Source organism: Brachybacterium epidermidis, assembly GCF_015209585.1.
GTDB lineage: Bacteria > Actinomycetota > Actinomycetes > Actinomycetales > Dermabacteraceae > Brachybacterium > Brachybacterium epidermidis.
The window spans coordinates 236,835-259,613 of the sequence record NZ_JADEYR010000001.1; the positions used below are offsets into that span (position 1 = coordinate 236,835).

10 protein-coding genes and 3 rRNA genes are annotated in these 22,779 nt (G+C 66.6%); all 13 read left to right on the forward strand.

Annotation, left to right across the window (positions count from 1 at the left end):
• The first annotated feature begins 45 nt into the window (after positions 1-45).
• The 13 genes from argJ to IOE58_RS01180 all read left to right on the forward strand — a co-directional run bounded on the left by argJ (position 46) and on the right by IOE58_RS01180 (position 22,771).
• Complete coding sequence (gene argJ / locus IOE58_RS01120) at positions 46-1,215, forward strand: bifunctional glutamate N-acetyltransferase/amino-acid acetyltransferase ArgJ (RefSeq protein ID WP_193864591.1); 1,170 nt, start codon at positions 46-48, stop codon at positions 1,213-1,215.
• Positions 1,212-2,189, forward strand: coding sequence for an acetylglutamate kinase (gene argB / locus IOE58_RS01125; RefSeq protein ID WP_228018443.1), 978 nt, complete (start codon positions 1,212-1,214; stop codon positions 2,187-2,189). The genes argJ and argB overlap by 4 nt, the downstream gene beginning before the upstream one ends.
• Complete coding sequence (locus IOE58_RS01130) at positions 2,182-3,411, forward strand: acetylornithine transaminase (RefSeq protein ID WP_193864592.1); 1,230 nt, start codon at positions 2,182-2,184, stop codon at positions 3,409-3,411. Before argB ends, IOE58_RS01130 begins: the two co-directional genes overlap by 8 nt.
• A gap of 1 nt (position 3,412) precedes the next feature.
• A complete protein-coding gene (gene argF, locus IOE58_RS01135) occupies positions 3,413-4,414 on the forward strand; it encodes an ornithine carbamoyltransferase (protein WP_193864593.1) in 1,002 nt (333 codons plus the stop codon).
• The gene (locus IOE58_RS01140) at positions 4,411-5,010 is read left to right on the forward strand and encodes an arginine repressor (protein ID WP_193864596.1); all 600 of its coding nucleotides are present in this window, start codon (positions 4,411-4,413) and stop codon (positions 5,008-5,010) included. The genes argF and IOE58_RS01140 overlap by 4 nt, the downstream gene beginning before the upstream one ends.
• A 69-nt stretch (positions 5,011-5,079) precedes the next feature.
• Entirely contained in the window at positions 5,080-6,321 is a 1,242-nt protein-coding gene (locus IOE58_RS01145) for an argininosuccinate synthase (protein WP_193864597.1), read from the forward strand.
• Positions 6,318-7,799, forward strand: a complete 1,482-nt coding sequence (gene argH / locus IOE58_RS01150) for an argininosuccinate lyase (protein WP_193864598.1) — start codon at positions 6,318-6,320, stop codon at positions 7,797-7,799. The genes IOE58_RS01145 and argH overlap by 4 nt, the downstream gene beginning before the upstream one ends.
• 95 nt (positions 7,800-7,894) lie before the next feature.
• Positions 7,895-9,163: a tyrosine--tRNA ligase gene (gene tyrS, locus IOE58_RS01155; protein ID WP_193864599.1), complete on the forward strand. Its 1,269-nt coding sequence runs from the start codon at positions 7,895-7,897 to the stop codon at positions 9,161-9,163.
• 632 nt (positions 9,164-9,795) lie between these two features.
• Positions 9,796-11,314, forward strand: a 16S ribosomal RNA gene (locus IOE58_RS01160).
• A 348-nt stretch (positions 11,315-11,662) separates the two neighbouring features.
• Positions 11,663-14,723 (forward strand): 23S ribosomal RNA (locus tag IOE58_RS01165).
• 117 nt (positions 14,724-14,840) lie between these two features.
• Positions 14,841-14,957, forward strand: a 5S ribosomal RNA gene (gene rrf / locus IOE58_RS01170).
• The 16S, 23S and 5S rRNA genes sit together here, the layout of an rRNA operon.
• 351 nt (positions 14,958-15,308) lie before the next feature.
• Complete coding sequence (locus IOE58_RS01175; protein WP_193864601.1) at positions 15,309-16,313, forward strand: polyprenyl synthetase family protein; 1,005 nt, start codon at positions 15,309-15,311, stop codon at positions 16,311-16,313.
• A gap of 233 nt (positions 16,314-16,546) precedes the next feature.
• On the forward strand, positions 16,547-22,771 hold the full coding sequence (locus tag IOE58_RS01180) for an Ig-like domain-containing protein (RefSeq protein ID WP_228018449.1): 6,225 nt from the start codon (positions 16,547-16,549) through the stop codon (positions 22,769-22,771).
• Positions 22,772-22,779 lie beyond the last annotated feature (8 nt).

Consider the following 22,779-nt stretch of genomic DNA (forward strand, 5'->3'; position numbering starts at 1 on the left):
GCCTCCGCTCGCTCCCCGCCTCCCCACAGACCCCCGGAGACAGCCATGACCGTCACCCGCCCCCGCGGATTCCGCGCCGCCGCAACGGCCGCCGGGATCAAGGCCACCGGTGCCCTGGATCTCGCCCTTGTCGTCAACGACGGCCCGCGGGACACCGCCGCGGCCGTGTTCACCGCGAACCGCGTCCAGGCCGCCCCCGTGCTCTGGTCCCGCCAGGCCATCGCCGATGGTCGGTCCCGCGCCGTGGTGCTCAACTCCGGCGGTGCCAATGCCTGCACCGGCCCGGAGGGCTTCGCCGACACCCACCGCACCGCCGAGCACACCGCCCAGCAGCTCGGCATCTCAGCCCAGGACGTGCTGGTGTGCTCCACCGGCCTGATCGGTGAGCGCCTGCCGATGGACGCGGTGCTGGGCGGGATCGACACCGCGGCGGCCGCGCTCGCCGTGGGAGCCGAGACCGATGAGGCCGCCTCGCGCGCCATCATGACCACCGACAGCGTGCCCAAGACCGCCTCCGCGACCACGTCCTCCGGCGTGGTGGTGGGCGGCATGGCCAAGGGCGCCGGGATGCTCGCGCCCCAGCTGGCCACCATGCTGGTGGTGCTGACCACCGACGCCGACGTCGACCCCGCCACCGCCGGGTCCGTGCTGCGCGCGGCCACCGCCACCACCTTCGACCGCGTCGACTCCGATGCCTGCATGTCCACCAACGACACCGTGATCCTGCTGGCCTCCGGTGCCAGTGGCATCACCCCGCGGGCCGAGGAGCTCGCCGAGGCCGTCCGGCAGGTCTCGGCCGACCTCGCCCGGCAGCTGGTGGCCGACGCCGAAGGAGCCGCCCACGACGTGCACGTGATCGTGCGCTCGTCCAGCACCGAGCAGGCCGCCCTGGCCGTGGCCCGGGAGATCGCCCGCTCCAACCTGGTCAAGACCGCCGTGTACGGCAATGACCCCAATTGGGGCAGGATCGTCGCCGCCGCCGGCTGCGTCCCCGAGGACGTCGCCCCCTTCGCCGTCGAGGACCTCTCCGTGAGCGTCAACGGGGTGGAGGTGTGCCGCTCCGGCGGAGCCCACCGCGACCGCTCCGAGGTCGACATGACCCCCCGCGAGACCCTCATCGAAGTGGACCTCGGCGCCGGCACCGCCACCGGCGACATCTGGACCAACGACCTCACCCACGAGTACGTCGAAGAGAACAGCGCCTACTCCTCATGAGCGTGACCGCCCCCGACCCGAGCCGGCCCGCCCAGACCCTGGTGGGCAAGAACCCCCTCGCCCAGCTCGACGCCGCCCGCCTCGAGGCCCGCAGCAAGTCGGCCGTGCTGATCGAGGCCCTGCCCTGGATGCAGCGCTTCCGCGGCAGGATCGTGGTGATCAAGTACGGCGGCAACGCCATGGTCGACGACGAGCTGCGCCGCGCCTTCGCCGCCGACATGGTCTTCATGCACCTGGCCGGCATCCACGTGGTCGTGGTCCACGGCGGTGGGCCCCAGATCAGCGCCATGCTGGAACGGGTCGGGATCGACTCCACCTTCCGCGGCGGCATGCGCGTGACCGACGCCGACACCATGGACATCGTGCGCATGGTGCTGGTGGGCCAGGTGGGCCGCGAGCTCGTCGGCCTCATCAACCAGCACGGCCCCTACGCCGTGGGCATGTCCGGGGAGGACGCGCACCTGTTCACCGCCAAGCGCCGCGGCACCGTCGTGGACGGCGAGGACATCGACCTGGGCCACGTGGGAGCCGTGGACGGCGTGCGCATCGAGTCGATCAGCGACCTGCTGGAGGCCGGCCGCATCCCCGTGATCTCCTCGATCGCACCCGAGGTGGACGAGGACGGGAACCTCACCGGCGAGGTCCTCAACATCAACGCCGATCTCGCCGCGGCAGCCATCGCCCAGGGCCTGGACGCAGAGAAGCTGGTGATGCTCACCGATGTGGAGGGCCTGTACCGCGACTGGCCGGACCGCGATTCGCTGATCCCCGAGATCGCGGCCAGTGAGCTGCGCGCGATGCTCCCCGAGCTCACCGAGGGCATGATCCCCAAGGCCGAGGCACTGCTGGGGGCCGTGGACGCCGGGGTGCGCACCGCCGCCATGATCGATGGCCGCATCGAGCACGCGGTGCTGCTGGAGGTCTTCACGACCAAGGGGATCGGAACCATGGTCAGGAGGGACGACTATGTCTGAGCACGGGACGCAGACCGGCTACGGCACGCGCTACGCACAGTCCATGATCCCGGTGTTCGGTACCCCCCAGAGGGTGCTGGTGCGCGGGAAGGGTGTGCACGTCTGGGACGAGCGGGGAACCCGCTACCTCGACCTGCTGGGCGGGATCGCGGTCAACACCCTGGGCCACGGCCACCCCTCGATCACCTCCGCCCTGTCCAAGCAGGCCGAGAACCTGGCCCACGTCTCCAACTTCTTCGCCACGCCCCCGCAGATCGAGCTCGCCGAGACCCTGCTGCGCCTCGCCCAGGCCCCCGAGGGATCCGGCGTGTTCTTCGCCAACTCCGGCACCGAGGCGAACGAGGCCGCCTTCAAGATCGCCCGCCGCCACGGCGGCCCGCGGCGCCCCCGCATCCTCGCCCTCGCCGACTCCTTCCACGGCCGCACCATGGGAGCGCTCGCGCTCACCTCCAAGGTGGCCTACCGCGCCCCCTTCGAACCCCTCCCCGGAGGCGTCGAGTTCCTCCCCGCGAACGACGAGGACGCCCTCGCCGCCGCCCTCGCCCCGGGGGACGTGGCCGCAGTGTTCGCCGAACCGATCCAGGGCGAGGCAGGCGTGCGCCCCCTGCAGCCCGCCTACCTGCAGGCGCTGCGCAGGCTCACGCGCGAGCACGGCACCCTGCTGATCCTGGACGAGGTGCAGTCGGGCATCGCCCGCACCGGCCACTGGTTCGCCCACCAGGCCACCCAGGGTGTGACCCCCGACGTGATGACGCTCGCCAAGGGCCTGGGAGGCGGGTTCCCCATCGGGGCGCTGATCGCCTTCGGGCCCGAGACGCGCGGTCTGCTCACCGCTGGGCAGCACGGCACGACCTTCGGCGGCAACCCGCTGGCCGCCGCCGTGGCCCTCGCCGTCCTGGGCACCATCGCCGAGGACGCGCTGCTCGAGCACGTGCGCACCGTCGGCGACGCCTTCGCCCAGGCCGTGACCGCGCTCGGCGACGACCGCATCACCGAGGTGCGCGGTGCCGGGCTGCTGCGCGGCATCGGGCTGAGCGAGCCCATCGCCGCGCAGCTGGCCGCAGTCGCACTGGAGGCCGGGTTCATCGTCAACGCCCCCAACCCCACCACGCTGCGGATCGCCCCACCGCTGATCATCACGGCGGAGGAGCTCGCGAGCTTCACCGCCGCCCTGCCCGGACTGCTCGACACCACGACCGCAAGCGTCACCGAAGGAGCCTGAGATGCCCCGTCACTTCCTGCGCGACGACGACCTGAGCCCTGCCGAGCAGAAGGAGGTCCTCGAGCTCGCTGCTGCCCTGAAGCGCGATCGCTTCGCCGAGAAGCCCCTGGCGGGCCCGCGGTCCGTCGCGATCCTGTTCGACAAGTCCTCCACCCGGACCCGCCTCTCCTTCGCCACCGGTGTGTCGGAGCTGGGTGGGAGCCCCCTGGTGCTCGAGGCGGCCGTCAGCCAGCTGGCTCGAGGAGAGTCCATCGCTGATACGACCGGTGTGCTCACGCGCATGGTCTCGACGATCGTGTGGCGCACCTTCGGTCAGGAGCGCATCGAGGAGATGGCCGCCCACGCGACGGTCCCGGTGATCAACGCCCTCACCGACGAGTTCCACCCCTGCCAGATCCTCGCCGACCTGCAGACCATCGCCGAGCACTGCGGGGGGCTGGCCGACGGGGACGCGGCGCTGGCCGGTCGGTCCCTGGCCTACCTGGGGGACGGCGCCAACAACATGGCCCACTCCTACCTGCTGGGCGGGGTCACCGCCGGGATGGACGTGCGGATCGCCGCCCCTGCCAGTCATCGACCCGAGAAGGGCATCCTCGAGCGGGCCCGCGAGATCGCGGCCACCACCGGCGGCTCGGTGACGGTCACCGAGGATCCGCGGGAGGCCGCGGCGGGCGTGAACGCGGTCATCACCGACACCTGGGTGTCCATGGGCCAGGAAGGGCAGGACGGCCGCGGCGAGGCCACCTTCTCGCGCTACCAGGTGACCGAGGAGCTGATGGACCTCAGCGGCGCCGACGGCGACGGCAGCGGAATCTTCCTGCACTGCCTGCCCGCCTACCGGGACAAGGAGGTGGCCGCCTCGGTGATCGACGGCCCGCGCTCACGGGTGTGGGACGAGGCCGAGAACCGGCTGCATGCGCAGAAGGCGCTGATCACGTGGCTGCTGCACCATCCCGACGAGAGCACCGCGTCGCACGCCCTGGTGCTGGGGACCGGGCGATGAGCGAACAGCATCGACGAGCCCTGGCCCAGACCAAGACCGCCCGCCAGCAGCAGATCGTCTCCATCGTCCGCGGCCAGGAGGTCGTCTCCCAGGCGCAGCTGGCACGACTGCTCGCCCAGGAGGGAATGGAGGTCACCCAGGCGACCCTGTCGCGCGATCTGGTGGAGCTCCAGGCCGAGAAGGTGCGCGGTGCGCACGGGACCCTCGTGTACCGGGTGCCGCCGGACGGCAGTGCTCCGCGGACCGACAACGGCCACGGTGAGAGCGAGCTGCTCCAGGCCCGCCTGCCCCGCCTGGCCGAAGGACTGCTCGTATCCGCGGAGGCCAGTGGCAACCTGGTCGTCGTGCGCACCCCGCCCGGGGCAGCGCAGTACCTGGCCTCGGCGCTGGACCGGTCCGTCGTGCCGGACATGATCGGGACGGTCGCCGGTGACGACACCGTCCTGCTGGTCTCCCGGGACCCCGCGGGCGGGGACCGCCTCGCAGCCCGCCTGCTGGATCTGGCCGGCGGCCGGCGTGAGGCCGCCAGCGAGACCGAGGCGGCCGAGCTGGACCCGCAGGCGCCGCCCGATGACGAGCACGTCACCCCCGCCTGATCGCAGTTCTGCGGTGGGCCCCGCCATGCCGCATCCTGAACCCTGAACAAACCACGTCAAGGAGCACCCGTGACCGAACGCATCGTCCTCGCCTACTCCGGCGGACTCGACACTTCCGTGGCCATCGGCTGGATCCACGACGCCACCGGCGCCGAGGTCATCGCCTGCGCGGTGGACGTCGGCCAGGGCGGAGAGGACCTCGAGGTCATCCGCCAGCGCGCCCTGGACTGCGGCGCCGTGGAGGCCGTGGTGGCCGACGCCCGCGACGAGTTCGCCTCCGAGTACTGCATGCCGGCGCTCAAGGCCAACGCGCTGTACATGGACGCCTACCCGGTGGTCTCGGCCATCTCGCGCCCCGTGATCACCAAGCACCTGGTGGCAGCCGCCAAGAAGCACGGCGCCAGCACGGTCGCCCATGGCTGCACCGGCAAGGGCAACGACCAGGTGCGATTCGAGGTCTCCATCACCTCCCTCGCCCCCGAGCTCAAGTGCATCGCCCCCGTGCGCGACCTGGCACTGACCCGCGACAAGGCCATCGAATACGCCGAGCGCAAGGGCCTGCCCATCGCCACCACCAAGCACAACCCCTTCTCGATCGACCAGAACGTGTGGGGGCGCGCCATCGAGACCGGCTACCTCGAGGACATCTGGAACGAGCCCACCAAGGACGTCTACGCCTACACCGACGATCCCTCCTTCCCGCCGGTGGCCGACGAGGTCACCATCTCCTTCGCGGACGGCATCCCGGTGGCGATCGACGCTCGCCCCGTCACCCCGCTGGAGGCGATCCAGGAGATGAACCGCCGCGCCGGCGCTCAGGGCGTGGGCCGGATCGACATCGTCGAGGACCGCCTGGTGGGCATCAAGTCGCGGGAGGTGTACGAGGCCCCGGGAGCCATGGCGCTGATCGCCGCCCACCAGGAGCTCGAACGGGTCACCCTGGAGCGCGAGCAGGCGCGCTTCAAGCGTTCCGTGAGCGACCGCTGGACCGAGCTGGTCTACGACGGCCAGTGGTTCAGCCCGCTGAAGAAGTCCCTGGACGTCTTCATCGACGACACTCAGCGCTACGTCAACGGGGACATCCGGATGATCCTGCACGGCGGTCGCGCCCAGGTCACCGGGCGTCGGTCCGATACCGGCCTGTACGACTTCAACCTGGCCACGTACGACGAGGGCGATGCGTTCGACCAGTCCCACGCCAAGGGCTTCATCGAGATCTACGGCCTGGCCGCCAAGCAGGCCGCCGCCCGCGACGTCGCCCACGGCAACGGGGAGGACCTCGGTCAGGCAGCGCAGCAGGAGGACGCATGATCTCCCCGGGGGCCCCGCAGCAGCCCGGCGGTCAGGGCGCGAGCAAGGGCCCGGCCTCCGAGCGGCTGGCCCTGTGGGGAGGCCGCTTCGGCTCCGGCCCGTCGGCAGCCCTCGCGGCGCTGTCCGTCTCCACTCACTTCGACTGGCGCCTGGCGCCGTACGACGTGGCCGGCTCCCGGGCCCACGCCCGGGTGCTGCACGCCGCCGGGCTGCTGGACGACGACGAGCTGGCCGGCATGGACGAGGCGCTGGTGCGGCTGCGTGAGGACGTCGCCTCCGGGGCCTTCACGGCCGCGGCGGACGACGAGGACGTGCACACGGCGCTCGAGCGCGGCCTGATCGAGCGGGCCGGGACCGAGCTGGGCGGGAAGCTGCGGGCCGGGCGGTCCCGCAACGACCAGATCGCCACCATGATCCGCATGTACCTGCGGGACCAGGTGCGGTCGCTGTCCCAGCAGGTGCTGGCACTGGCACAGGTGATCACCGACCGCGCCGAGCAGGCGGGGGAGGCGATCCTTCCCGGTCGCACGCACCTCCAGCACGCCCAGCCCGTGCTGCTGGCCCACCACCTGATGGCGCACGTGTGGCCCCTGCTGCGGGACGTGGAGCGGTTCTGCGACCTCGACGGCCGGCTGGACGCCTCCGCCTACGGCTCCGGTGCCCTCGCCGGCTCCTCGCTGGGGCTGGACCCTCAGGCCGTCGCGGCGGACCTGGGGTTCTCGGACTCAGTGGAGAACTCGATCGACGGCACCGCCTCGAGGGACCTGGTGGCCGAGTTCGCCTTCGTCTGCGCGATGGTCGCGATCGACCTCTCGCGGATGGCCGAGGAGATCATCGTGTGGAACACGAAGGAGTTCTCCTACGTGACGCTCGACGACTCCTTCTCCACCGGGTCCTCGATCATGCCGCAGAAGAAGAACCCCGACATCCCCGAGCTCACGCGCGGCAAGGCGGGCCGGGTGATCGGCGATCTCACCGGACTGCTGGCCACCCTGAAGGCCCTTCCGCTGGCCTACAACAGGGACCTGCAGGAGGACAAGGAGCCTGTGTTCGACCAGGTGGACACCCTGGACCTGCTGCTGCCGGCGATCACCGGCATGGTCGCCACCCTCACCTTCCACACCGACCGCATGGAGCTGATGGCACCGCAGGGCTTCTCCCTGGCCACGGACATCGCCGAGTGGCTGGTGCGTCAGGGCGTCCCGTTCCGCAGCGCCCATGAGATCGCGGGCTCCTGCGTGCGCGTGTGCGAGCAGCGCGGGATCGAACTGGCCGATCTGAGCGCCGAGGACCTGGCAGGGATCTCTGAGCACCTGCGACCGGAAGTGCACGAGGTGCTCACCGCCGCCGGTTCCGTCGCCTCCCGCGACGGCAAGGGAGGCACTGCACCCGCGCGCGTGCGCGAGCAGATCGCGTCGGCGCAGTCCCGGATCCAGGTGCTCGCTGACAGGACCGGGCCGCTGGAGCGGTCCGTCTGACGGAAATCGCTGGGGGAGGTCTCCACCTCCTGCCACAATGGGGCCGGTCCCGATCGTGGGGCCGGCCCCGTCGTACTTCGGAAGGAACACCCCTGATGCAGACCGTCCTGGACGACCTCGACTGGCGAGGACTCGTCGTGCAGACCACCGGGCGCGAGGCGCTCGGAAGCGCTCTGGCCGATGGACCGGTCTCCCTCTATTGCGGGTTCGACCCGACTGCTTCGTCCTTGCACGTGGGGCATCTGACCCAGGTGCTCACCATGCGCCGCTTCCAGCTCGCCGGTCACCGACCCATCGCCTTGGTGGGCGGGGCGACCGGTCTGATCGGGGATCCTCGGATGTCCGGTGAGCGGGTGCTGAACGACGCCACGGTGGTGGCGGGATGGGTCGAGAACCTGCGCGACCAGATCTCCCGCTTCCTCGATCTGGAGGGCGAGTTCGGGGTGACGATGGTGAACAACCTCGACTGGATCGGAGGCCTGGGCGCACTGGAGTTCCTGCGGGACATGGGCAAGCACTTCCGCATGGGCACCATGCTGGCCAAGGACACGGTGGCCAGGCGATTGGCCAGCGATGAGGGGATCAGCTACACCGAGTTCAGCTACCAGGTGCTGCAGGGCATCGACTACCTGGAGCTGCATCGGCGCCACGGCGTCACCCTCCAGTACGGGGGGAACGACCAGTGGGGCAACCTGCTCTCGGGAGTCGACCTGATCCACAAGGTGGAGGGGCGTGACGTGCACGCGATGACCACGCCACTGGTCACCAAGGCCGACGGCACGAAGTTCGGCAAGAGCGAGGGCGGGTCCGTGTGGCTGGATGCGGAGCTCACCAGCCCGTACGCCTTCCACCAGTTCTGGCTGAACGCCGCCGACTCCGACGTCATGAACTACCTGCGGTACTTCACCTTCCGCGGCAAGGATGAGCTCGCGGAGCTCGAGACCGCGACCCTGGAGGCCTCCCACCAGCGACGCGCGCAGCACGCCCTCGCCGACGATCTCACCACCCTGGTGCACGGTGAGCAGGCCACAGCCCAGGCGAAGGCCGCTGCTGGCGTGCTGTTCGGCAAGGGAGACGTCCGGGAGCTGGACGAACCCACGATCCGCGCCATCGCCGGCGAGCTCCCCGGCGCCGAGCTCACCTCGAGCACGCCGCTGGTGGACGCCTTCGTGGCCGCGGGGATCGTGGCCTCGAAGGGCGCGGCCCGGCGAGCGGCAGAGGAAGGTGGGCTGTCCGTGAACGGCGAGAAGCTCGCCGCCGATGACCTCGCGGGGGAGCTGGGTTCCTTGACGTCCCTTCCCGGAGGGCACCTCCTGCTGCGCCGTGGCAGGAAGACGGCGGCCATGGTGCGCCTGGTTGCCTGAGGCTCGCACCTGGCTGCCGAAGCCTTCGGGTGACACCCCTAACAAGTACAGGTCACATTCGGCCCCAGGCGGCCCGTAAGGGCTTGGAAAGACAGCCTGACCTGGGATGATGGTGTTGCCGGAGGGTGAACAGAGGGTGTCGAAGCGGGTTTGACGGCCACCCCGCGGCCCCGTAATGTCTTCCCTTGTCGCCGCGAGGACGACGCCGGGAAGCCAAGAGGATCCACCACGGATCAGCGAAGCGGAACGGGGTCACCGCAGCGGGGATCTGATCCTCAGGGATCAGCCGCGGGTCAGCGGATCGAGCAGGTCGCACAGCGAACTGGGAGAGACGCAGACCACACGGAGCGGAGTTGAAACGGCCGCGACGAACTGCTAGAGTAGTGACTCGCGCCGGGACGACGAAGCGAAAAGAAGTCGGACCGACCGGGATCACGATCCCGCAAGGCTGCCGGCGCCACCGAGCCTCTGAGATGAGCCGCTGAGCGGCCCATTGACAATGTGCGCGTGTTGCTTGATATCTCAATAGCGTGTCTGTTTGTTGATGCCAATATTTTGATTGGCATTCTTCGGATGATTAGCAGAATTATTTTTGCTGGTTGTTTGTTTGAATGCTGGGATTTTTCTATGTTTTCATGGAGAGTTTGATCCTGGCTCAGGACGAACGCTGGCGGCGTGCTTAACACATGCAAGTCGAACGATGACGACAGGGCTTGCCTTGTCTGATTAGTGGCGAACGGGTGAGTAACACGTGAGTAACCTGCCCCCCTCTTCGGGATAACCTCGGGAAATCGGGGCTAATACCGGATATGACTTCGCACCGCATGGTGTGTTGTGGAAAGTTTTTCGGTGGGGGATGGACTCGCGGCCTATCAGTTTGTTGGTGAGGTAATGGCTCACCAAGGCGATGACGGGTAGCCGGCCTGAGAGGGCGACCGGCCACACTGGGACTGAGACACGGCCCAGACTCCTACGGGAGGCAGCAGTGGGGAATATTGCACAATGGGCGGAAGCCTGATGCAGCGACGCCGCGTGGGGGATGACGGCCTTCGGGTTGTAAACCTCTTTCAGCAGGGAAGAAGCGAGAGTGACGGTACCTGCAGAAGAAGCGCCGGCTAACTACGTGCCAGCAGCCGCGGTAATACGTAGGGCGCAAGCGTTGTCCGGAATTATTGGGCGTAAAGAGCTTGTAGGTGGCTTGTCGCGTCTGCCGTGAAAACCCGAGGCTCAACCTCGGGCGTGCGGTGGGTACGGGCAGGCTAGAGTGTGGTAGGGGAGACTGGAACTCCTGGTGTAGCGGTGATATGCGCAGATATCAGGAAGAACACCGATGGCGAAGGCAGGTCTCTGGGCCATTACTGACACTGAGAAGCGAAAGCATGGGGAGCGAACAGGATTAGATACCCTGGTAGTCCATGACGTACACGTTGGGCACTAGGTGTGGGGAACCTTCCCCGTTTTCCGCGCCGTAGCTAACGCATGAAGTGCCCCGCCTGGGGAGTACGGCCGCACTGCTAAAACTCAAAGGAATTGACGGGGGCCCGCACAAGCGGCGGAGCATGCGGATTAATTCGATGCAACGCGAAGAACCTTTCCAAGGCTTGACATGCCCCGGACGTCTCCAGAGATGGGGTTTTCTTCGGACTGGTGCACAGGTGGTGCATGGTTGTCGTCAGCTCGTGTCGTGAGATGTTGGGTTAAGTCCCGCAACGAGCGCAACCCTCGTTCCATGTTGCCAGCGCGTTATGGCGGGGACTCATGGGAGACTGCCGGGGTCAACTCGGAGGAAGGTGGGGACGACGTCAAATCATCATGCCCCTTATGTCTTGGGCTTCACGCATGCTACAATGGTCGGTACAATGGGTTGCGAAACTGTGAGGTGGAGCGAATCCCAAAAAGCCGGTCTCAGTTCGGATTGGGGTCTGCAACTCGACCCCATGAAGTCGGAGTCGCTAGTAATCGCAGATCAGCAACGCTGCGGTGAATACGTTCCCGGGCCTTGTACACACCGCCCGTCAAGTCACGAAAGTCGGTAACACCCGAAGCCAGTGGCCCATCCTCGTGAGGGAGCTGTCGAAGGTGGGATTGGCGATTGGGACTAAGTCGTAACAAGGTAGCCGTACCGGAAGGTGCGGCTGGATCACCTCCTTTCTAAGGAGCATCACCATTAATGGTGGCCATCTGCCTGCCCGCGTGTGGTGGGGGTGGTTGCTCATGGGTGGAACATCAACGGATGGGCGCTTCATCATCGGGTGCTGCTCGCTAGTACGGTCCTTCGGGGCGTGGAACGTGGGTTGCCTGGTGGTTCGAGGTGGAGACACGCTATTGGGTTGTGAGGCTGCACGCGGCCCCTGGGTTCGCTCGGGGGTGTGTGGCTGGTCCTCCCTGGTTCTTCTGCTGCGGTTGTGGTGGAGGTGCTGGTGTGGGGTTGTTTCTTGAGAACTGCATAGTGGACGCGAGCATCTTGTAAGCAATTTATTTTAGTGTCTTTGTAGTGTTTGCCAAGTCTTTAAGGGCGTACGGTGGATGCCTGGGCACGAGGAGCCGATGAAGGACGTAGGAGTCTGCGATAAGCCTCGGGGAGGTGACAACCGACCTGTGATCCGAGGATGTCCGAATGGGGAAACCCACCGCGAGTCATGTCGCGGTACCTGCCACTGAATGTATAGGTGGTGTGGAGGGAACGCGGGGAAGTGAAACATCTCAGTACCCGCAGGAAGAGAAAACTAATAGTGATTCCGTGAGTAGTGGCGAGCGAAAGCGGAGGTGGCTAAACCTGTTCTGTGTGATACCCGGCAGGGGTTGCAGGGCGGGGGTTGTGGGACGTATCTGGGTTGTCTGCCGGCAGCCCGACGTGGACGTGCATTGGTAGTCGAAGTCGTGGTGAGTGCGACGGCGTAGAGGGTGTGACCCCCGTAGACGAAACTGTTGTGCGGCGTGATGCTGTTCCCGAGTAGCACCGGGCCCGTGAAATCCGGTGTGAATCTGCCAGGACCACCTGGTAAGCCTGAATACTACCTCGTGACCGATAGCGGACAAGTACCGTGAGGGAAAGGTGAAAAGCACCCCGGGAGGGGAGTGAAATAGTACCTGAAACCGTGCGCTTACAATCCGTCGGAGCCTTACGGGGTGACGGCGTGCCTTTTGAAGAATGAGCCTGCGAGTTAGTGGTCGGTGGCGAGGTTAACCCGTGTGGGGTAGCCGTAGCGAAAGCGAGTCTGAACGGGGCGTTCAGTCGCCGGCTCTAGACCCGAAGCGAAGTGATCTATCCATGGGCAGTGTGAAGCGCGGGTAAGACCGCGTGGAGGCGCGAACCCACTTCAGTTGAAAATGGAGGGGATGACCTGTGGATAGGGGTGAAAGGCCAATCAAACTTCGTGATAGCTGGTTCTCCCCGAAATGCATTTAGGTGCAGCGTTGCGTGTTTCGTGCCGGAGGTAGAGCACTGGATAGGCGATGGGCCCCACCGGGTTACTGACCTTAGCCAAACTCCGAATGCCGGTACGTGAGAGCGCAGCAGTGAGACTGTGGGGGATAAGCTTCATAGTCGAGAGGGAAACAGCCCAGAACATCAGCTAAGGCCCCTAAGCGTGTGCTAAGTGGAAAAGGATGTGGAGTTGCTGAGACAACCAGGAGGTTGGCTTAGAAGCAGCCACCCTTGAAAGAGTGCGTAATAGCTCACTGGTCAAGTGATTCTGCGCCGACAATGTAGCGGGGCTCAAGTACACCGCCGAAGCTGTGTCACTCCACGTTGTGTGGGGTGGGTAGGGGAGCGTCGTGCAGACTGCGAAGCCGCGGGGTGACCCAGTGGTGGAGGCTGCACGAGTGAGAATGCAGGCATGAGTAGCGAAAGACGGGTGAGAAACCCGTCCGCCGATTGATCAAGGGTTCCAGGGCCAGGTTAATCCGCCCTGGGTTAGTCGGGACCTAAGGCGAGGCCGACAGGCGTAGTCGATGGACATCGGGTTGATATTCCCGAACCGATCGTAGGAGGACCCATACCGAGGCATCTGATGCTAACCACCCGAGCTTGCCTCGTGCCCTTCGGGGTGCGTGCGTGAGTGAGGCTGGGAACCAAGGGTGTAGTAGGTCAGCGCGAGGGATGACGCAGAGAGGTAGCTTCCGCGGACTTAATGGAATAGTCCGTCTAAGCGAGCAGCCCGGTCACGGTAATGCGTGGCCATGTGGGTGAGACGTGATGGGGATCCCGTATGGGCGTAGGTGAGTGATCCTGTACTGCCGAGAAAAGTTCCAGCGTGACGAATACGGTCGCCCGTACCCTAAACCGACTCAGGTGATCAGGTAGAGAATACCGAGGCGTTCGAGAGAATCGTGGTTAAGGAACTCGGCAAAATGCCCCCGTAACTTCGGGAGAAGGGGGGCCTGAGAGGTGAGAGCCTCGAGGGCCGCAGAGACCAGGGAGAAGCGACTGTTTACTAAAAACACAGGTCCGTGCGAAGTCGTAAGACGCTGTATACGGACTGACGCCTGCCCGGTGCTGGAAGGTTAAGAGGACGGGTCAGCTCTTCGGAGCGAAGCTCAGAATTTAAGCCCCAGTAAACGGCGGTGGTAACTATAACCATCCTAAGGTAGCGAAATTCCTTGTCGGGTAAGTTCCGACCTGCACGAATGGCGTAACGACTTCTCCACTGTCTCAACCGCGAACTCGGCGAAATTGCATTACGAGTAAAGATGCTCGTTACGCGCAGCAGGACGGAAAGACCCCGGGACCTTTACTATAGTTTGGTATTGGTGTTCGGGACGGCTTGTGTAGGATAGGTGGGAGACTGGGAAGCATTCACGCCAGTGAGTGTGGAGTCGCTGTTGAAATACCACTCTGGTCGTTCTGGATTCCTAACCTCGGTCCGTGATCCGGATCAGGGACAGTGCCTGATGGGTAGTTTAACTGGGGCGGTTGCCTCCTAAAGAGTAACGGAGGCGCTCAAAGGTTCCCTCAGCCTGGTTGGCAATCAGGTGTTGAGTGTAAGTGCACAAGGGAGCTTGACTGCGAGACAGACATGTCGGGCAGGTGCGAAAGCAGGAACTAGTGATCCGGCACCTCATTGTGGAATGGGTGTCGCTCAACGGATAAAAGGTACCCCGGGGATAACAGGCTGATCTTGCCCAAGAGCTCATATCGACGGCATGGTTTGGCACCTCGATGTCGGCTCGTCGCATCCTGGGGCTGGAGTTGGTCCCAAGGGTTAGGCTGTTCGCCTATTAAAGCGGTACGCGAGCTGGGTTTAGAACGTCGTGAGACAGTTCGGTCCCTATCCGCTGCGCGCGTTGGATATTTGAGAAGGCCTGTCCCTAGTACGAGAGGACCGGGATGGACTGACCTCTGGTGTGCCAGTTGTTCTGCCAAGGGCATGGCTGGTTGGCTACGTCGGGAAGGGATAACCGCTGAAAGCATCTAAGCGGGAAGCCTGCTTCAAGATTAGATATCCGTGCACCCTTGTGGTGTGGGAGGCCCCCAGTAGACGACTGGGTTGATAGGCCAGATGTGGAAGCGCGGTAACGTGTGGAGCTGACTGGTACTAATGGCTGATGACTTACTCAAACACTGTCACTGATTGTGTTGTTTGCGTGTGTGTTCGCGTCCACTGTGTGGTTCTTGAGGAACAACCGCTGCGTCCCTGTGTTTGGGGGTGTGGGGGCTGGTTGGGTCTCGTTGTGTTACGGCGGTCATAGCGTCGAGGAAACGCCCGGTTCCATTCCGAACCCGGAAGCTAAGCTCGATTGCGCCGATGGTACTGCACTCGGGAGGGTGTGGGAGAGTAGGTCGCCGCCGGACATCTTCATTCGGGAAGGGATGAAGGGGTTGTAGCATCGCTCGTGATGGGTGTGTGCTCCTCCTTCATCCCTTCCCCTTTTTTTATGCCGGCGCGCGCTGGCGAAGCAGGTGCCCTTCCCGCGGTGCGGGGAGGTGCGGGTGCGAGACGGACGGCGCGGGCTGTCTCGGGGGCCGGGTGCGTCGGGTTCCACAGGTGCAGGGGGCAGCCAGTGCACAGCGGAGCGGTAGACTCAATTCTTGCGGTGAACGTCCGTTCGGGCTCCGGGCCCGTTACTCGGATCCACTGCGTGACAGTCGTCCCCCGTCGGCAGCGGTGCTCAGCACAAGCCGACTGCGCCCCCCAGGAGAGCAATGCCGTCCAGCCTGTCGGCCGTGCCCGACATCGATGAGCAGCTGGCCCAGACCATGCTGGAGCGGCTCGCCGTCATCGAGGATCGCCTGCGGGAGTCGGTGAGCACCAACGATCACCTGGCACGGTGGACCGCGCGCCACCTGCTGGACGCCGGCGGCAAGCGCGTGCGCCCGATGCTCGTGCTTCTCGCGGCGTCCCTGGGGGACGCCCAGCGGGATGAGGTCATCGATGCAGCAGTCCTGGTCGAGCTCACGCACCTGGCGAGCCTGTACCACGACGATGTGATGGACTCGGCCAGCACGCGGCGGGGCACCCGCAGCGCCCATGCGATCTGGGGCAACAACGTGGCGATCCTGACCGGGGACTTCCTCTTCGCCAGAGCGAGCGGTTTGAGCTCGCGGCTCGGCACCGAAGCAGTGCAGCTGCACTCGCTGACCTTCGAACGTCTGTGCCTGGGCCAGCTTCATGAGACGGTCGGCCCTCAGGACGACGAGGATCCTTTCGAGCACTACATCTCCGTGCTGTCGGACAAGACCGCTTCGCTGCTCGCGATGGCCGGCCAGCTCGGCGCGCTGCAGGCCGGGGCGCCCGAGGGCAGCGCTGAGGTGATGCGTCGCTACGGCGAGAAGATCGGGGTGGCGTTCCAGCTCGCCGACGATGTGCTGGACCTCGAGAGCGATCCTGGCACCAGCGGGAAGACACCGGGTACGGACCTGCGCGAAGGCGTCCCCACCATGCCCACCTTGCTCGTTCGTCGGCGCGCTGCCGCCGGCGAGCGCCGGGCCGCTGCGATCGTGGAGCGGCTCGAGGGGGACCTGAGCAATGACGCCGCACTGGAGGAGGTCGTCGCGATGCTCCGGGAAGATCCGGCGCTCGAGGAGACGCGCGCTCTTGCCCAGCGCACTGCAGACGAAGCGATCGGCGTGCTGTCAGAGCTGCCGGCCGGTGCGGTGCGGGACTCGCTGGCGGGCTTCGCCCGTTCGCTGGTCCAGCGGAGCCGGTGAACGTCTCCGCTTCAGAGGCGGCGCGGTGAACTCCTGGTGAACCGCCTACGAGAGTGGAACCGTGACCAGGACGTTCACCAGATGGTGATCTGCACCGCGTAGCTCCGGAGTGCTCCGCACAGTACCCTGGGGGCGCGTGCGCACCGCCCGGTCAGGCTCGGGGGTCCGGTCGCCGACGACGGAGGCCTCTGGCGTGCGCACCGCTGGTCATTGGTGCTTCGTAGGGGGTTCGGATGTCGGTCACTCACGGGGTGAAGCGGCGGCGCCGCCGCTCCGGTGCGATCTCCGGGGCGGTGCTGGCGATCCTGGCCCTGGTGGTCACCGGCTTCGCGATCAAGTACCCCGGGCTCACCTCCTCCGAGGTCGACGTCACCAACGGCGGCGTCTGGGTGATGAACGAGCAGAAGCGGCTGATGGGCCGACTGAACGTCGACGCCCAGGAGCTCGACGCCCGCCTCGCCATGAACGGCGAGGACCTCGATCTGCTGCAGTCCGGGTACACGGTCATCGAGACCGGCCCGCGCGGCATGACCCCGATCAACACCGCAGCCGTGAGCCGCAACGCCCTGGTCGAGCTCCCGCCCGGGTCGGAGGTGCGACTGGGGGGCGACCGCGTCGCCGTTGCAGCCCCCGATGGCCGGATGTGGATCCTGTCCCCGGAGGAGGCTGCCGCCTTCAACCCGAGCGCTGTCGACCCCACCTACGAGGGAAGCAGCAAGGCGCCGCAGATCGCCGTGTCCAGCCAGGGCACCGTCCACCTGCTGGAGGGCGACAAGCTGCTGGTGTTCCCCTACACCGAGGACACCCGCAAGGCCAAGCCGAACGATCCGATCGTGGTCGGGGGGCTCTCCACCGGTGAGGGGATGGTGGAACTCACCGTCGTCGGCGAACAGCCCGTGATCCTGGACCGCGAGAATCGCATGCTGCGCCTGGGCACCGAGGTGAAGGAGTACCAGCTCACCGAGTACGGGGTCTCCGATCTGGCCACGGCGCGTCTGCAGCAGCCCAGCCCCGCATCGAAGGACGTCGTCCTGGCCACCCAGGACACGCTGTTCCTGATCCCCCTGAACGGCGGTGAAGCCGAGGCCCATGCTGCCCGTGGCACGGGACGTCCGGTCGCTCCCGCGCAGGCGCGAGGATGTGCCTACGGGGCATGGAACGACTCCTCCGCGTACGTGCGTGCCTGCGGGGACGACGTCATCAGCGAGACGGTTCCGGATGCGAACAGCGACGGTGACCTGGTCCTGCGTGTCAACCACGACCTGGTGGTGCTCAACGACCAGAAGTTCGGGCTGTCCTGGATGATCACCGACGACATGCAGCTGGTCGACGAGTGGAAGATCCGGCAGGACATCCAGACCAGTGACGCCGAGGAGCGCGAGGAGGAGACCCTCACCACCACGATCACCAACGTGGCGGCGGAGCGCGACGAGAAGAACCGGCCGCCGGTGGCCAATGACGACGAGTTCGGTGTGCGGGCAGGCAAGAGCGTCGTCCTACCCGTGACGCGCAACGACACCGACCCCGACGGCGACATACTCACGGTGTCCGTTCAGGGCGAGCAGCCCTCCATCGGAACGGTCACCCCGATCAGGGGCGGCACCCAGCTGCAGATCGAGGTGGACGAGGATGCCACCGGGACGGCGAGCTTCACGTACGTCGCGGATGATGGTCGGGGCGAGAGCGATACCGCGACCGTCACGCTCGATGTCACCGGCCCCGCGGACAACCGGGCCCCCGCCCCCACGGCCGAGAACATCACCAAGGTGCAGGTGCGCTCGGGACAGGAGGTCTCCTTCAACATCCTCCCCTACTGGGAGGACCCCGACGGCGACGCCTTCTACCTCGCCAATGCCACCGTGCAACCTGAGGACGTCGTCACCTTCCGCCCCGATGGCCTGATCACCTTCACCGACGCCGGTCTGACCACGGGTGAGAAGAAGGTCCAGCTCACCTTCCGCGACGAGCGCGGCATGCAGGGAGAGGGCACCCTCGAGATCGAGGCGGTCTCCGAGAACGATCTGGCACCGATCACCACCGCGGACCACGTCCGGATCGTGGCTGGACGCACCGCGACGATCAAACCACTGGTCAATGACCTCAACCCCAACGGCGGCCAGCTCGAACTGACCAACGTCTCCGAGAACGATGCCCTCGAGGTGGACCCCGCCCTGGAGGCCGGTACCGTCAACGTCTCCGGCGCCGAGCCCGGAACCTACTACCTCGACTACACGGTGGCCGCCAGCAGCTCCAGCTCGGCCTCGCTGGGACTGATCCGCGTTGACGTGGTCGAGGCGAGCTCCGAGCAGCTGATCCCCGTGGCCGTGGACGACATGGGAACGGTCACCGCCGGTACCGAGACCCTGATCGACCCGCTGGAGAACGACGTGGACCCCACCGGCGGGGTCCTGGTGGTCAACTCCGTCTCCGTCCCTGAGGGCAGCGGGTTGAAGGCCACAGTGATCGCCCACGGGCTGGTCCGGGTGGAAGCCGAACCGGGAGCCGTGGCCGGCGCGGAACCAGTGCCCCTGACCTACCAGGTCGGCAATGCTGCAGGGACCGCCGAAGGAACGATCCGGGTGATGGTCGCGCAGACCGACACCCAGTTCGCCAACCCGATCGCAGTGCCCGACCGGGCCACGGTGCGCGCCGGAGACATGGTGCTCGTCGACGTGGTCGGCAATGACATCTCACCCACAGGATCGAAGCTCACCCTGGGCCAGATCCTCGACGGATCTCGCGCCGAGGACAAGGGACGCGTGGAGACCCTCCAGAACCAGATCCGCTTCATCGCGAACGATGACGCCAGCGGGGAGGCCGTCATCAAGTACGAGGTGCTCGACGAGACCGGGCGCGACGGGTCGGCGAACCTCACGGTGCGGATCGTGCCCGCCGATGCCTCCAACGCTCCACCCAGGCCTGAGAACCTCACTGCGCGGACCGTGGCCGGCACGTCCGTCCGGATCCCCGTGCCCACCACCGGCATCGACCCCGACGGCGACTCCGTGATGCTGATGGGCATCACCAGCCCGGCCCCCCAGCTGGGTGAGGTGGTTTCGGCCACCGGTGAATGGATCGAGTACGTACCCCACGAGGGATCCGTGGGCACCGAGCGGTTCCGGTACCAGGTGATGGACCGGCAGGGCGCGCTGGGCACCGCCGAGGTGCTGGTGGGCATCGCGGAGCCCAACGACACCAACCAGCCGCCCTACGCCGTCGACGACGTCGTCGAGGTGCGCCCCGACCGCGAGGTCCAGGTGCAGGTACTGGACAACGACACCGACCCCGAGGGCACTCCGCTGAGCGTGGTCGCCGCCGACACCGAGGCACTCACCGACATCCACGTGCACAGCGGGGAGGATGCGGCCGAGAACCTGGTCACGGTGACCACGCCGCCAGAGAACGGCACGCACCAGGTGCTGTACAGCGCCTCGGACGGTCAGCTGAAGAGCTCGGCCACGGCCACCATCAAGGTGGACGAGAACGCCCCGTACCGCTCCCCGATCGCACGGGACGACTTCGTCGAGGCGCAGGACGTGCTGGATCCGCAGGCCGAGCACGTCGACGTCGATGTGCTGGCCAACGACTCCGACCCCGACGGCAGCGTCACCGATCTGACAGTCACCCTCGACGGCGCGCCGGAGGGAGTGGAGCTGCGGGAGAACGGCGTCGTCCGCATCGCGCCCCAGGACGAGCAGCAACGGTACCGGTACCAGATCGAGGACGTCGACGGCCGCACCGCCGCCGGCTACATCTGGGTGCCGGGCCGGGCGAAGCAGGCACCGGTCTGGGTGGGCGGGACCGTGCAGGTGCAGGCAGGTGCGGAGACCACGATCGACCTGTCCGATCCGAACAACATCCGCGTCCGCCCCGGTGCCGAGGCGGCCACCGTGACCGATCCTTCCTTGGTCACGGCGGCGCACACCGACGGCACCCAGCTGGTGCAGGACGAGTCCACGCTGCTGTACCGCGCCGCTGAGGGCTTCTCCGGCAACGACACCATCTCCGTCGAGGTCACCGATGGCGAGGTGGGGGACCCGATGGCTGCCACTGCCATCCTCGCCATCCCCGTGGAGATCACCGCCGAGGACGAGAACCTGCCGCCCACGCTGCAGGGCGCTCTGCTGGAGGTGGAGCAGGGTGGCACCCAGGCCTCCGTCGATCTCGCCGCGAGTGCCGCGGACCCGGAGGGGGACGACCTCACCTTCGCGCTGGGGGAGTTCTCCGAGCCCGAGGGGGTGACGATCGGGCTGGACGGGTCCTCCGTCACGGCCCAGGCGACGCCACGGGCCGCCAAGGGCTCGATCGTCAGTGTTCCCGTCACCGTCACGGACGGCACGAACGATCCCGTCGAGGCCACGGTGCAGGTGACGGTCACCGGCTCCAACCGCCCTCGCCTGGCTGCGGTGCTGGACACCGCGGTGATCGATGCAGGCACCACGCAGTCCATCGACGTGCTGGCCAACGACTCGAACCCCTTCCCCGGGGGCAACCGCACCGTCATGACCCCCGTGGTCACCAGCGGCAGGGGGAGCCTCGACGTGGAGGGAGACCAGGTCGCCATCACCCCGGACGAGGACTTCCACGGGATCCTCACCGCGACCTACACGGTGCGCGATGACACCGAGGATCCGGCTCGTGATGCCACCGGGGAGATCCGGGTGACCGTGCGCGGCAAGCCGGAGGCGCCGTCGGCCCCGCGCGTCGCGGAGGTCGGGGACGGCATCGTCGATCTGAACTTCACGGCGGGTGTGGACAACGGCGCTCGGATCACCGGCTACCGCGTCACCTCCGCCTCCGGCCCCCCGGTCAGCCAGGAGTGCGCCTCCACCTCGTGCACGATCACGGGCCTCACGAACGATGTGGAGTACACCTTCCAGGTCATCGCCATCAACGAGGTGGGGGAGTCGGAGCCGTCGGCCCCCTCGGCCACCGCGCGCCCGGACGTGCGCCCGGAAACCCCGGGGGCGCCGTCCGCGCAGCGCGGGGACAGCCGTCTCACCGTCGCCTGGAATGCTCCGGTCAACCGTGGCTCCGCCATCCAGAGCTACGACCTGCAGATGCAGGACACCGCCACCGGCGAGCTGGTGGAGAAGGAGATGGGAGGCGGCACCACCCAGCACGTGTGGGAGGGACTGACCAACGGCACCGACTACCGGTTCCGGGTGCGGGCCCGCAACCTCGCCCCCGAGCCCTCGGAATGGTCCGCGTGGTCGGTGGCCGAGCACCCCGCAGGGCCCCCGGCCAAGCCCAGCGGCGCCATGACCGCAGAACGGGTCAACGACCCCAAGGGCGGTGGAGTGAAGGTCACCTGGCCGGCGATGACCAGGGCCGAGGCCAACGGCGAGCCCATCTCCAGCTACATCGTCCGCTCGTCGTCCGGGCAGTCCGCCACGGTGGGAGGCGATGCCCGTACGCACACGTTCTACGACCTCGACCAGGACTCCGCCCACACGTTCACCTACACGGGCGTGAACTCGGTGGGGGAGGGTGTGGCTCCGTCCGCCCCCTCCAACGAGGTGACGCCCTGGGCGATGCCTGCGCCGCCCACCTCCGTCTCGGCGTCGATGCCGAGTGAGGGCACAGGTGATGGTCCCAACAAACGGGCCACCGTCACATGGTCGGGCGCCTCGGGCAACGGCACCACGATCAAGGACTATGTGGTCCGTTGGGAGGGAGGCTCCACGGTGGTGAACGCTCCCGCGGAGTCCGCGGCCATCACCGGGCTGGACAACGGGAAGTCGTACACCTTCACCGTTCAGGCCAGGAACCGTTTCAAGGGCGGCGAGAGCGCGCTGTCGAAGGCCTCCAACTCGGTGACCCCGTACACCAGACCGGCTGGCCCCGCGATCAGTGCCAGCAATGGGAAGTGCTCGGACGGGACCACATGCCCCGTGTCCTTCTCCATCACCGCGAACGGCAGTGATGGGGGTGCCGGGGGCAAGACCCTCCAGTACCGCGTGGACGGCGGCAGCTGGAAGAACGCCTCCGGGACCTCGTACACCCACAAGGCGAATCTGAAGTCCGGCGGATCGATGACGGTCGAGGCGCGGGTGACCAACGCCAAGGGCCTGGTCAGTGATGTTCGCTCCGCCACCCAGAAGGCGCGGACCTACACCCCACCGGTGCCGACCGTCGCTGGTGGCGGCCCTGACTGGGGAGGGAAGGTGCCGCCGGGCGCTGACGGTTGCAGTTCGAACAACTGCTACTACTTCACGATCACGTTCGAGAACCTGGAACCCGGTGAGACGTACCAGGTCGTCTACAAGAGTGTGGATACAGACGGTGTATTCAAGGAATGGGCCAGCTTCTCGTTGACCGCAGATTCGCGGGGGCGGGTGACCACGCCGCAACGCTTCTACGGCCACTGGCAGAGCACCGGGAATCCCAATGTGGTGTACATCGGCAGTAAGTCGATCGAGCAGAGGGAAGTCGGACGTTACTACAGCCCGGACTGATCATCGCG